Here is a 12,649-nt window from a genome sequence, read left to right on the forward strand (position 1 = left end):
CGGATGCCCCGACCCGACGCGACGGCATCCCTCACGGACAGCGAACGGGTCAGCGCCAGATGACCGCGATCGCGGCGTTGGCGAGCGTCAGAATGCCGACGAGCCAGAAGATCGCGCGCGGGGCGCTGCCGCTCTTGCGCTGGCGTCCGGCGCCGATGCCGAGGAGTGCCCCGATCACGATGAGGATCACGAGCTTGACGCCGATCTTGACGTAGTTCGGCTCGTCCGCGAAGCTCCACGGCGCGGCGAGGATGAGGCCCGCCACGCCCGCGATCGCAAGCCCCCCGTTCATGAGGCGCGTGAGCTGGTACCGGCGGGTCGCCAGTTCGACGACCCACGCGCCGAACAGGATCGCGAAGCCGACGAGGTGGACGAGCACGACGATGTGACGCAGGATCTCCATGCCGCTCACGCTAGGCCTGCGGGGCGGGCGATTCCAGCAAGGATGCCCTCACCCGGAGTGCGCGGCGCGGGGGAGCGACCTCAGCCGCGCAGCTCCCGCAGCACGAGCGCGGTGCGGATGGCGGCATCCGCCGCCTCGGCGCCCTTGTCCTCCTTCGAACCGTCGAGGCCGGCCCGGTCGAGGCCCTGCTGCTCGTCGTCGAGGGTCAGCAGGCCGAAGCCGACGGGCTTGCCGGTGTCGAGCGCGACCCGCGTGAGCCCGTCGGTGGCCGCCGACGACACGTACTCGAAGTGCGGCGTTCCGCCCCGGATGATCACGCCGAGCGCCACGACGGCGTCCGCCCCCGCGTCGAGGGCGGCCTTGGCCACGACGGGCAGCTCGAACGATCCCGGCACCCGCACGAGGCGGTAGTCGGCGCCGGATGCCTCGAGCGTGCGCTCGGCGCCGGCGATGAGGCCATCGGTGATGACCTCGTGCCAGGTGCCGGCGACGATCACGATCTGAAGGCCCGTGGCATCCGTTCCGCCGATGACCGGCGCTCCCTTGCCGCTCATCGTCCGGCGTTCTCCTTCATCTGGGCGAGCGCGTCGCTCAGTTCGTCCTCGTCGATCAGGTGCCCCATGCGGTCGCGCTTGGTCGCGAGGTACTGGTGGTTGTTCGGGCCGACGCCGACCAGCAGCGGCACCTGCTCGACGATGTCGAGTCCGAGATCGCGCAGCTGCGTCACCTTGTCGGTGTTGTTGGTGAGCAGTCGCACCCGCTCGATGCCGAGGTCGGCGAGGATGCCGGCCGCGGCGGCGTAGTCGCGCGCATCGGCGGGCAGGCCCAGCGCGAGGTTCGCGTCCACGGTGTCCAGGCCGTTCTCCTGCAGGGCGTACGCGCGCAGCTTGTTGATGAGGCCGATGCCGCGCCCCTCGTGCCCGCGCATGTAGATGACGATGCCGCCGTCCTGTTCGATCGCGTCGAGGGCGGCATCCAGCTGGGGCCCGCACTCGCACTTGAGCGAGTCGAACGCCTCGCCGGTGAGGCACTCGGAGTGCACGCGCACGAGCGGCGCGTCGGCGTCGAGTCCGCCCGAGATCACCGCGAGGTGGTCGGTGCCGGTGACGCGGTCCTTGTACGCGAGGAAGCGGAACTCGCCGTGAGAGGTGGGCACGCGCGCCTCGGCGCGCAGGCTCACGCGGCGGCGGTGCGCGGCGTGGCGGTCCGCCCCGGCCGGGTCGTGCTGCGCGCCGTTGAGATGGGCGATGAGCTGCTCGATCGTGATCACCGGCACCCCCTCGCGCTCGCCCATCTCGATGAGGCCCGCCAGGCGCATCATGCTGCCGTCCTCGGCGACGACCTCGCCGATCGCGCCGACAGGAGAGAGCCCCGCGAGCTGCATGAGCTCGACGGCCGCCTCGGTGTGCCCGGCGCGCTCGCGCACGCCGCCCGGGACGGCGCGCAGCGGGATGATGTGCCCGGGACGGATGACCGAGTCCGGGCCCGACGTCGGGTCGGCGAGCACGTTCAGGGTGTGCGCGCGGTCCGAGGCGCTGATGCCGGTCGACTCGCGGTCGGCGGCGTCGACGCTGACCGTGTACGCGGTTCCGCGCGAGTCCTGGTTCACCGCGACCATCGGCGGCAGGTCGAGCCGGTCGGCCCACTCGGCGGGCATCGGCGCGCACAGGAACCCGCTGGACCAGCGGATCGTCCACGCGAGCCACTCGGGGGTGGCGAGCTCGGCCGAGATGATGATGTCGCCCTCGTTCTCACGGTCTTCGTCGTCGGCGACGATGACGGGGCGTCCGGCACGGAGCGCATCGAGGGCGTCGTGGACGGTGGAAAGGCTCATCGGGAGCCTCCTTCGTTCGGGGCCGCGGGGGCCGGAGGGGTCTGCGGGAAGGCGAGGAGGCGCTGCACGTGGCGCGCCAGGATGTCGGTCTCGAGGTTGACGCGGGAGCCGGGCGCGAGCGCGCCGAGCGTGGTGGCCGTAAGGGTCTCGGGGATGAGCGACACCTCGAACCACTGCTCGGCGTCGCCTGCGGGACTGGCCGCGCTCACGGTCAGCGAGACGCCGTCCACCGCGATCGAGCCCTTGTCGACCACGAGGGGGGCCAGGGCGGGCGGCAGGCCGATGCGAAGCACCCGCCACTGGTCGCCGGGACGCACCTCGAGCACCTCACCGGTGCCGTCGATGTGGCCCTGCACGATGTGACCTCCCAGGCGTCCGTGCGCGGCCATCGCGCGCTCCAGGTTCACCGGGGCGCCGGGTGCGGCCGCCGCGAGGGTCGACATGTCGAGGGTCTGCCTCATGACGTCGGCGGCGAACCAGTCCGTGCCCTGGTCGATGACCGTGAGGCACACGCCCGAGACCGAGATCGAGTCGCCGTGCGCGGCATCCGTCACCGCCTTCGGCGCCCGCAGCGTGAGCCGCACGCCGTCGCCCGAGGCCTCTACCGCGGTCACTTCGCCGACCTCTTCGACGATTCCGGTGAACATCAGTGGCCTCCTTCGGTCGCGTCGCCGGGACGCGAGATGATCAGCAGGTCCTCGCCCAGGCGCTCGACGGCGACCAGCCGCAGGCGCTTCTGCTCGGCGATCGTCTCGACGCCGAGCGCGCGCAGCGCGGGGTGGTCCGCGCCGCCGGGCCCCGAGCCGATGAGCGTGGGGGCGAGGTAGGTGAGCAGCTCGTCTGCCAGGCCCGCCCGCACGAACGCGGACGCGATGGTGGGGCCGCCCTCGACGAACACGCGCTGCACGCCGAGCCCGCGAAGCTCGGCCAGAAGCGACCCGGCGTGCTTGGTGCCGGGGTGCTCGCCGAAGAGGTTCGCGCCGTCGCGGTGCAGGACGGGAAGCGGATGGCGCAGCACGGCCGCATCGTCGGGGATCGCACGCGCCCCCAGCACGACCGGCCGCGGCTGGCGGTCGTAGAGGGTGCCGTCCGGGCGGCGCGCGGTGAGGGCGGGATCGTCGGCCAGGAGCGTGCCGGTGCCGATCACGATCGCGTCCGCGCGGGACCGGCGCTCGTGCACGTCCGCCCGGGCGGCGGGGCCGGTGATCCACTGGCTGGTGCCGTCGGGGGCGGCGCCTCGGCCGTCGAGGGACTGCGCCCACTTCACGCTCACGTGGGGCCGGCCCAGCCGCTGCACCGTGAGCCAGTCGTGCAGCAGTTCCTCGCCGTCCTCGGCGAGCACTCCCGCCTCGACCTCGACGCCCGCCTCGCGCAGGCGACGCGCCCCGCCGGCCGACATCGGACCGGGATCGTCGACCGCGTACACCACGCGCGCGACGCCCGCCCGGATCAGCGCCTCGGCGCACGGGCCGGTGCGCCCGGTGTGATTGCACGGTTCGAGGGTGACGATCGCGGTGGCGCCGCGTGCGGCACCCGGTGCCAGCTTCGACAGCGCGTCGACCTCGGCGTGGGCGGTGCCGGCGCCGCGATGCCAGCCCTCGGCGAGCACATCACCCGCGGGCGAGAGCATGACCGCGCCCACCTGGGGATTCAGGCCCCGCGGTCCGCGCCGCGAGAGCTCGAGCGCCAGACGCATCGCGTCGCGCTCCGCCGCTGCCACCGTCATGCCCGATCCTTCGTATCGATCGCGGGCTCCGGCGGGAAGGCGTGGCCGCGACGTCGGCGACGTCGCTCGTGCTGCCTCCCATCCGGACTAGCGACGCTTCGCGTCGCATCACCGTCGGTTCCGGAATTGCACCGGATCAGCCTCGGCCCGTGAGGGCTTCGGTTCGCGGACTGTCACCGCCGGTTCGGATTCTCACCGACCCCGGAGCACGTAGATGCTCTCGATTGTACTCAAACGCTGCGTCGGCGGATTCATTCCGCCCGGCAGCCTCGCCGCGAGAATCCATCGGCCGTCGAGACCTCGGGGGATCGCCGCATTCTCGGCGGCCAGGTGGATTCTCACGGGCCTAGCCTGGACAAAAGGGAGAGAAAGGGCGACGGATGCCGCAGCCACCAGGGCCCGCACGGTTCGAGGCGCTCGCCGAGCGCCCCTACGCGGACGTGCTGATCATCGGGGGCGGCATCAACGGGCTCGCGATCCTGCGGGACCTCGCGATGCAGGGCGTCGACGTCGCGCTCGTGGAGCGCGCCGACTTCGCCGGCGGGGCCTCGGCCGCGTCGAGTCACATGATCCACGGCGGCATCCGCTACCTCGAGAACGGCGAGTTCCGGCTCGTCGCCGAGGCGGTCACCGAGCGCAACGCCCTGCTGCGGCTCGCCCCGCACTACGTGCGTCCGCTGCAGACGACGATCCCGATCTTCTCGACCTTCTCGGGGGTCTTGTCCGCCCCCCTCCGCTTCCTCCTCCACGGCAGAGGCAAGCGGCGCGAACGCGGTGCCCTGCTCATCAAGGTCGGGCTCGTGATCTACGACTCGTTCTCGCGGGGCGGCGGCAGGGTGCCGCGGCACAGCTTCGACGGGCGTCGGCGCTCGCTGCGGGACCTCCCGCAGCTGAACCCCGACATCCGCTACACCGCGACCTACTGGGACGCCTCGCTGCACGATCCCGAACGGCTCGCTCTGGACGTGCTGCGCGACGCGCTCGAAGCAGGCGCGTGGGCGAGGGCGGCCAACTACGTCGAGGCGGTGGGCGTGCGCGGCGGTCGCGTCGTGCTGCGCGATGCGGAGTCCGGCGAACAGACCGCGTTCGCGGCATCCGTCATCGTCAACGCGTCAGGCCCCTGGACCGACCTCACCGGCGCGGCCCTCGGCGAGCCGACCCGGTTCATGGGCGGCACGAAGGGCTCGCACATCGTGCTCGACGACCCGCAGCTGCTGGCCGCGACCGGTGGCCGAGAGCTGTTCTTCGAGCACAGCGACGGGCGCATCGTGCTCATCTACCCCCTCAAGGGCCGTGTGCTCGTCGGCACGACCGACCTCGAGCACGACATGTCGGACCCGATCGTGTGCACCGAGGAAGAGGTCGACTACTTCTTCGACCTGATCCGCCAGGTGCTACCGGCGGTCGCCGTCGACCGCTCGCGCATCGTCTACCGCTTCGCGGGGGTGCGTCCGCTGCCCGGTCACGGCGACCTCGCCCCCGGGTTCGTGTCGCGCGACTACCGGATCGAGCGCGGATCGCTGGGCGGGCCGACGGGAGCGGTCGTCCTGAGCCTCGTCGGCGGCAAGTGGACGACCTTCCGCGCGTCGGCCGCGCACGTCGCCGACCGCGTGCTCGACGCGCTCGCCGTTCCTCGCCGGCGATCGACGCGCGGGGTTGCGATCGGCGGGGGCCGCGGGTTCCCGATGACGGAGCGGGCGCGTCGCGCGTGGCTGGCCGAACACGACGCGGGCCTCGAGTTCACGAGAGCGGCCGTGCTGCTCGACCGCTACGGCACGGTCGCGGCCGAGGTGATCGCCGCGGTGGCTGCCGACCCCGACGACGCGCCGCTCGCGACGGCGCCCGCCTACTCCACCGGCGAGCTGCGGCACCTCGCCCGCACCGAGCACGTCGTGCACCTCGACGACCTGCTGCTGCGGCGAACCAGCCTCGCCTTCACGGGCGGTGCAGAAGCGGCCGCGTCCGAGATCGCCGACGCGGTGGCAGAGACGCTGGGGTGGGATGCCGCCACCCGCGCCGCCGAGATCGAGCGCGCCATCGCGGCGGTGCACGCCGCCGACCCCTCGTGGCGACCGGCGGGCGCAGGGCAAGAGGGTCGTTGAGCGAGCGCGGCCAGACGGGACGACAGCCGGGAACCCGCGGCTCGCATCGCGATCGCTCCTGCGGCGGGGAGCGATAGCCTGGCCACCGGGTAACGCGAGGGGGCGAGGACAACGATGGCGGATCACGTGCTGGCGATCGACCAGGGAACGACCTCCACACGGGCGATCGTGTTCGACGCAGCCGGAGCGATCGTGTCGAACGCACAGCGCGAGCACGAGCAGATCTTCCCGCACGCGGGGTTCGTCGAGCATGATCCGGTGGAGATCTGGACCAACACCGAGTGGGTGATCGCCGCGGCCCTGGCCCGCGCCGGGGCGACGGCATCCGATGTCGCGGCCGTCGGTGTGACCAATCAGCGCGAGACCGCGATCGTATGGGATCGCCGATCCGGCCGCCCCGTGCACAACGCCCTGGTGTGGCAGGACACCCGCACGCAGCCGGCGATCGACGCGCTCGCGCGCGACGGCGGGATCGACCGGTTCGCCGAGACCACCGGCCTTCCCCTGGCGACCTACTTCTCGGCGTCGAAGGTCGCATGGATCCTCGACAGCGTGCCGGGGGCGCGGGCTGCGGCCGAGGCGGGCGACCTGCTGTTCGGCACCACCGACACGTGGGTCGTGTGGAACCTGACCGGCGGCGCGCGCGGCGGCATCCACGTCACCGACGTCACGAACGCCTCGCGCACGCTGCTCATGGATCTGCGCACCCTCGAGTGGTCCGACGAGCTGCTCGAGGTGTGGGGCATCCCGCGGGCGATGATGCCCGAGATCCGCTCGTCGTCCGAGGTGGTCGGCGAGGCGCAGCTGCCCGACGCCCTGCACGGCGTGCCGATCGCGGGCATTCTCGGCGACCAGCAGGCGGCCACCTTCGGACAGGCCGCGTTCGACCCCGGCGAGTCGAAGAACACGTACGGCACGGGCAACTTCCTGCTGGTGAACACCGGCACCGAGATCGTGCGCTCGGCGAGCGGCCTCATCACGACCGTCGCGTACCGGTGCGCCGGCGAGTCGGCGCGGTACGCGCTGGAGGGGTCGATCGCGGTGACCGGGTCGCTGGTGCAGTGGTTGCGCGACAACCTCGGGATCATCCAGCGCTCCGAAGACATCGAGACGCTCGCGGCGTCGGTCGCCGACAACGGCGGCGCCTACTTCGTGCCCGCCTTCTCGGGGCTGTTCGCGCCCTACTGGCGTCCGGATGCGCGCGGAGCGCTGGTGGGCATGACCCGCTACGTCAACAAGGCGCATATCGCCCGCGCCGCGCTGGAGTCCACGGGTCTGCAGACGCGGGACGTCATCGAGGCCGTCGTGGCCGACACCGGGCGCGCGCTGCACGAGCTGCGCGTCGACGGCGGGATGACCCGCGACGCGCTGGCCATGCAGTTCCAGGCCGACATCCTGGGCGTTCCCGTCGTGCGGCCGAAGGTGGTCGAGACGACCGCGCTCGGCGCCGCGTACGCGGCCGGACTCGCGACCGGGGTGTGGCGCGACCGCGACGAGCTGCGCACGCACTGGCGCGAGGACGTGCGCTTCGAGCCGCAGATGCCGGCCGAAGAGCGCGAGCGACGCTATCGGTTGTGGAAGAAGGCCGTGTCGAAGGCGCTCGACTGGGTCGACGACGACGTGCTGGCCGGGCCCGTCGGGAGCTGATCGCCGGGCGGCCCGTCCCGCGGATCGAGTGCCGCGGCGTCAGCCGCGGCGTATCGAGATCACTTCAGCAGCCGAGACAGCCGCCGGTCGGCGAGGATCTTGCCGCCGGTCTGGCACGTCGCGCAGTACTCGAGCGAGTTGTCGGCGAAGAACACGCTCCGCACCGTGTCGCCGCACACCGGGCAGGTCTCGCCGCGTCGGCCGTGCACCTGCATGCCGCGGCGCTTGGCGTCCTTGAGCTCTGCGGGCGGCTTTCCGGATGCCTCGGCCACCGCCTCGGCGAGCGTCGCGGTCATCGCGGCGTGGAGCCGGTCGACCTCCTCGTCGGTGAGGCTCGCGGCCAACGCGTACGGCGACATCTTCGCCGCGTGCAGGATCTCGTCGGAGTACGCGTTGCCGACCCCCGCGATGATCGACTGGTCGCGCAGCACACCCTTGATCTGCGTGCGCCGACCGGCGATGAGACCTGCGAAGACATCGCGGTCGAACCCCGGGTCGAGGGGATCGGGCCCGAGACGGGCGATCCCCGCAACCTCGGCGGGGCCCCGCACGACGTAGACGGCGAGCGACTTCTTCGTGCCGGCCTCGGTCAGGTCGAACCCCGACCCGTCCGACAGCGCGACCCGCAATGCGATCGGGGTCTTGCCGGGGCGGATGATCGTCTGCGGCAGCCGGTCGTACCATCGCAGCCATCCGGCCTTGGCGAGATGGAACACCAGATGCGGGCCGGAGGCGGCATCGGCCGGTGCGGGGCCGGCCGGTGCGGAGTCGGCCGGTGCGGAGCCGGCCGGTGCGGAGCCCGCCGTCGCGAGGTCGACGAATTTGCCGTGGCGGGCGACCCCCGTGATCTCGGCGCCCTTCAACGACTCGATCGGCGGGTCGTACGTCTTCAGCGCCGCGATGTTCGCGATCGTCGCCCGCTCCACGCGCAGGCCGGTCACCCGCTCGCGGAGGAAGTCCACGAGCCCCTGAACCTCGGGCATCTCGGGCATGTGGTCATCCTGCCACGGGCCGCTGACGCCTGCTCGTGTGCTCGTCCGGGGTGTGGGGTCACACCGCCTCGTCGACGGTGTCGAGCACGGGCCACGGCTGCGGCGTGCGGTCGTCGCCGGCGAGAAGCCCCGCGACCCACCCGTCGTCGCGGGGTGCGTTCGCGTTCCAGAGCGCCTGGCGCAGCATCCCCTCGTATCGGAACCCCAGCGCCCGCGCCGCGCGCGCCGACCCGGCGTTGCCGACGACGGCACGCCACTCGATCCGTGCCAGGCCGCAGCCGTCGGCCGCGAACCCCCACGTGATCACGGCGTCCGCCGCCTCGCTCAGCACGCCGCGGCGGCGCGCCCACGGCGCGATCCAGTAGCCGATCTCGCCCGCGCCGCGCCCGTCGATGCGGTAGAGGCCGATGGTGCCCACCAGATGCCCGCCCTCGTGGATGCCCCACGTCAGGTTGTTCCCGGCCTCCCAGTCCTTCGGGATCTGGGCGACGAACGACTCGGCGTGCTCACGCAGGTAGGGCGACGGGACGGTCGTGTACCGCTGGATCGCTCGATCCTGGCACGCCTCGAACATCGGGTCGATGTCGGCTTCGCTCGGGATCGACAGCTCGAGTCTCTCGGTGCGCAGGACCACGGGCTCCATCCCGTCACCCTAGCCCGCCCCGCCCCGCCCGTCCCGCCCCGCCCCGCCCGTCCCGCCCCGCCCCGCCCCACCCGCCCCCGACCCGCGCACAACGCAGGAACCTCGGGTTTCGGATCAGGTCGCGTGGGCCTCGCCGACCCCCACCGCACCCCGATTCCTGCGTTGTGCACCGGTGACGCGGTGCGCGACCTGTCCTCCACAGGAGCGCGGAGAACGAGGTGAGTGCACAGATCGCGGCTGCAAGGGGCCGACACGCTCGGGGAGGGCGGACGCTGTCGGTTGTGGATCATGTCGTGGACGAGCACGGGATTCCCCGCTCCCGCACCGTCAGCTACCGGTGGCTTCGGGCGCAAGGGGCATCGCGCCGAGGAATCGAGAGGGCACTGCGCGAGGGGACCATCGTGCGTGCGCGTCGCGATGTCTATGTGTCGGCCAGCGTCAGCGACGCCGTCGTGCGGGCGCAGCGGGTGGGCGGCCGATTGGACTGCCTGTCGGCGTTGCGGGAGCACGGAGTGTTCGTGCTGAGCAGCGGATCGACGCACGTGCAGGTGGAACACCACGACGGACGCCTGCGCTCGCCCGGATCGCGCCGACACCGGCTGCATCGTGCACACGATCGAACGGTCGTCCATTGGCGGATGCTGGACCTGCCCGCAGACCTCCACACGGTTCCCGTCGTCGAAGCGCTCGCCCATTCGGCCTTGTGCCAGCCGCCGCGCGCGCTGGTCGCTTCGATCGACAGCGCTCTCAACCGCAAGCTGATCGACGCGCGGGACCTGGACGCGCTGTTCGACCTCCTGCCCAAGAGGTTCGGCAGGCTTCGCGCGCACCTCGATGGACGGGCAGAGGCGGGTTCCGAGACGCTCGCCCGTTTGATCGCACGCTCACTCGGATGCCGCGTCGAGGTGCAGCGCGAGATTCCTGGCGTGGGGCGCGTCGACCTCGTGATCGACGGGTGGATCGTCGTGGAGTGCGACAGCCGGCAGTTCCACTCCGGCTGGGAGATCCAGGAGCGCGACCGCGCGCGCGACCTCGCCCTGGCAGCCCTCGGCATGGTCTGCATCCGACCGACGGCGACCATGATCTTCACCCGACCCGAGGACCTGGTCGCGGCCATCCGGGGGCTTCTCGCTCTGCGATGACCACGCGTCAGGCTGCCGCGCACAACGCAGGATTCAACGTCGAATGCGAGCCGATTCGGTCGTTCTCGGCGCGGCCACGCGCGCAGTTCCTGCGTTGTGCGCGCCCCACGCGGGACGGGTGGGACGGGACGGGTGGGGCGGGACGGGACGGGTGGGGTGGGACGGGACGGGTGGGACGGGACGGGGTGGGGCGGGGGAGCCGGGGACTACAACCGCACGCGGCGCAGCAGCCCGACCTTCTCGTACACGTCGGCGAGCGTGCGGTCGGCGACCTCGGCGGCGCGGCCGGCGTTCACGGCCAGCACCCGGTCGAGCTCAGCCGGGTCGTCGAGCAGTTCCAGCGCACGAGAGCGCACGGGGCCGAACTCCGAGACCACGACCTCGGCGAGGCCCTTCTTGAAGTCGCCGTAGCCGCGACCGGCGTACTCGTCCTCGATCGCCGGGATCTGCCGGCCGGTGAGGGCTGCGTAGATCACGAGCAGGTTCGAGACGCCGGGCTTGTTCTCGCGGTCGTAGCGCACCGAGCCCTCACTGTCGGTGACGGCCCGCATGACCTTCTTCGCGGACTTCGACGGCTCGTCGAGCAGCCACAGCACGCCCGCATCCGACTCGGCGGACTTCGACATCTTCGCCGTCGGGTTCTGCAGGTCGTAGATGCGCGCGGTCTCCTGCTGGATCACCGGCATCGGCACGCGGAAGGTCTGGCCATAGCGCGAGTTGAACCGCTCGGCGAGGTCGCGTGTGAGTTCGACGTGCTGCTTCTGGTCGTCGCCGACCGGCACGATGTCGGTCTGATAGAGCAGGATGTCGGCGGCCATCAGCACCGGGTAGGTGAAGAGCCCGACCGAGGTGGCGTCGGCACCGTAGCGCTGCGACTTGTCTTTGAACTGGGTCATGCGTCCGGCCTCGCCGAAGCCCGTGATCGTCGAGAGGATCCAGGCGAGCTCGGCGTGCGCGGGCACGTGGGACTGCACGTAGAGGGTGGACTTCGACGGCTCGATTCCCGCCGCGATGTACTGCGCGGCGGTGCGGCGGGTCTTCTCGCGAAGCTCAGCCGGGTCGTTCGGCTGGGTGAGGGCGTGCAGGTCGACGACCGAGAAGAACGCCGAGTACGACTCCTGCAGATCGCGCCACTGCAGCAGGGCCCCGATGTAGTTGCCGACCTGAAGCGAGTCGGCCGAGGGCTGCATTCCGGAATAGAGGCGCGGTCTGGTCACCTGACCAATCCTATTCACCGGCGACGGATGCCCCGACCCGCCGCCGCTTGCGGGGCTTGAGCAGTCAGCGACCCAGGCTGTAGTCCGCGACGACGGGAGCGTGGTCGCTCCACCGGGTGTCCCACGAGGGCGCCCGCACGACGCGGTAGTTGCTCGCCCGCTCGGCGAGCGCGGGCGTGGCGAGGTGGTAATCGATGCGCCACCCGGTGTCGTTGTCGAACGCGCGGCCGCGCATGGACCACCAGGTGTAGGGCCCGTCGACCTCGCCCGCGAACCGGCGACCGACGTCGACCCAGCCGAGGCCGGTGCCGGTGGTGCCGTCGACGGCCTGCACCGCGGTGCCGGCGGAACCGAGGAACCGGTCGAAGTACGCCCGCTCGCGGGGCAGGAACCCCGCCTTCTTGACGTTGCCCTTCCAGTTGCGGATGTCGAGCTCACGATGCCCGACGTTGAGGTCGCCCATGATGAGCGCGAGCGGATTGGATGCCTCGAGCAGAGGCATCCGCTTCTCCATGGCGTCGAGGAAGGCCCACTTCGCATCCTGCCGGGGCGTGTCGGCCTCGCCCGTGTGGACATACGCCGAAACGATCGTGACGCGCTCTCCGCCGGTCTCGAAGTCGGCCTCGATCCAGCGTCCGTGCGAGTCGAGCGGCTCGGGGCTCAGGGCCGTGCGCACGTCGATCGCAGCCTCGCGGCTGGCGATCGCCACCCCGGCCCGGCCCTTGGACAGCGCCTCGTCGTTGACGAGCTGCCACCCCGGCAGCACCGCCGCGAGTTCGTCGGCGGTGGCGCGCACCTCTTGCAGGGCCATCACGTCGACCTCGGCCTCGTCGAGCCACGCGAGCATGCCCTTGCGGGTCGCTGCACGGATGCCGTTGACGTTGACAGAGGCGATGCGTACGCGGCGAGGCATGCGTGCCAGCCTAGCGATGGCCTGCGACAT

General features: G+C 71.8%; 12 protein-coding genes. 3 read left to right on the forward strand and 9 right to left on the reverse strand.

The window, feature by feature from the left end; all coding sequences use genetic code 11:
- Nucleotides 1-49 precede the first annotated feature (49 nt).
- From AB1K54_RS02375 to ribD, 5 genes are all read right to left on the reverse strand, one after another.
- Nucleotides 50-403 carry a Fe-S protein gene (locus AB1K54_RS02375; RefSeq protein WP_371201088.1) on the reverse strand — a complete coding sequence of 118 codons (354 nt, stop codon included), beginning with the start codon at nucleotides 401-403 and terminating at the stop codon, nucleotides 50-52.
- A gap of 80 nt (nucleotides 404-483) precedes the next feature.
- On the reverse strand, nucleotides 484-957 hold the full coding sequence (gene ribH / locus AB1K54_RS02380; protein ID WP_371201089.1) for a 6,7-dimethyl-8-ribityllumazine synthase: 474 nt from the start codon (nucleotides 955-957) through the stop codon (nucleotides 484-486).
- Entirely contained in the window at nucleotides 954-2,237 is a 1,284-nt protein-coding gene (gene ribA, locus AB1K54_RS02385) for a GTP cyclohydrolase II (protein ID WP_371201090.1), read from the reverse strand. The genes ribH and ribA overlap by 4 nt, the downstream gene beginning before the upstream one ends.
- Entirely contained in the window at nucleotides 2,234-2,884 is a 651-nt protein-coding gene (locus AB1K54_RS02390; protein ID WP_371201091.1) for a riboflavin synthase, read from the reverse strand. The genes ribA and AB1K54_RS02390 overlap by 4 nt, the downstream gene beginning before the upstream one ends.
- Nucleotides 2,884-3,963, reverse strand: coding sequence for a bifunctional diaminohydroxyphosphoribosylaminopyrimidine deaminase/5-amino-6-(5-phosphoribosylamino)uracil reductase RibD (gene ribD, locus AB1K54_RS02395; protein WP_371201092.1), 1,080 nt, complete (start codon nucleotides 3,961-3,963; stop codon nucleotides 2,884-2,886). The genes AB1K54_RS02390 and ribD overlap by 1 nt, the downstream gene beginning before the upstream one ends.
- 380 nt (nucleotides 3,964-4,343) lie before the next feature.
- Between ribD and AB1K54_RS02400 the strand changes: the two genes are divergently transcribed.
- On the forward strand, nucleotides 4,344-6,065 hold the full coding sequence (locus AB1K54_RS02400; protein ID WP_371201093.1) for an FAD-dependent oxidoreductase: 1,722 nt from the start codon (nucleotides 4,344-4,346) through the stop codon (nucleotides 6,063-6,065).
- 114 nt (nucleotides 6,066-6,179) lie between these two features.
- Nucleotides 6,180-7,712: a glycerol kinase GlpK gene (gene glpK / locus AB1K54_RS02405; RefSeq protein WP_371201094.1), complete on the forward strand. Its 1,533-nt coding sequence runs from the start codon at nucleotides 6,180-6,182 to the stop codon at nucleotides 7,710-7,712.
- 59 nt (nucleotides 7,713-7,771) lie between these two features.
- Here glpK and AB1K54_RS02410 read toward each other — a convergent pair whose 3' ends face one another.
- Entirely contained in the window at nucleotides 7,772-8,704 is a 933-nt protein-coding gene (locus AB1K54_RS02410) for an Fpg/Nei family DNA glycosylase (protein ID WP_371201095.1), read from the reverse strand.
- 58 nt (nucleotides 8,705-8,762) lie between these two features.
- Nucleotides 8,763-9,347 carry a GNAT family N-acetyltransferase gene (locus AB1K54_RS02415; protein ID WP_371201096.1) on the reverse strand — a complete coding sequence of 195 codons (585 nt, stop codon included), beginning with the start codon at nucleotides 9,345-9,347 and terminating at the stop codon, nucleotides 8,763-8,765.
- 401 nt (nucleotides 9,348-9,748) lie between these two features.
- Between AB1K54_RS02415 and AB1K54_RS02420 the strand changes: the two genes are divergently transcribed.
- The gene (locus tag AB1K54_RS02420; RefSeq protein ID WP_371201097.1) at nucleotides 9,749-10,489 is read left to right on the forward strand and encodes a hypothetical protein; all 741 of its coding nucleotides are present in this window, start codon (nucleotides 9,749-9,751) and stop codon (nucleotides 10,487-10,489) included.
- 206 nt (nucleotides 10,490-10,695) lie between these two features.
- On the opposite strand, the gene trpS is transcribed toward AB1K54_RS02420, so the two are convergent.
- Both trpS and AB1K54_RS02430 read right to left on the reverse strand, forming a co-directional pair.
- The gene (gene trpS, locus AB1K54_RS02425; RefSeq protein ID WP_371201098.1) at nucleotides 10,696-11,706 is read right to left on the reverse strand and encodes a tryptophan--tRNA ligase; all 1,011 of its coding nucleotides are present in this window, start codon (nucleotides 11,704-11,706) and stop codon (nucleotides 10,696-10,698) included.
- Nucleotides 11,707-11,770: 64 nt separating this feature from the next.
- Nucleotides 11,771-12,619: an exodeoxyribonuclease III gene (locus AB1K54_RS02430; RefSeq protein WP_371201099.1), complete on the reverse strand. Its 849-nt coding sequence runs from the start codon at nucleotides 12,617-12,619 to the stop codon at nucleotides 11,771-11,773.
- Between the last annotated feature and the right edge of the window lie 30 nt (nucleotides 12,620-12,649).

Origin of the sequence: Microbacterium sp. BWT-B31 (assembly GCF_041379855.1) — a bacterium.
Lineage (GTDB): Bacteria > Actinomycetota > Actinomycetes > Actinomycetales > Microbacteriaceae > Microbacterium.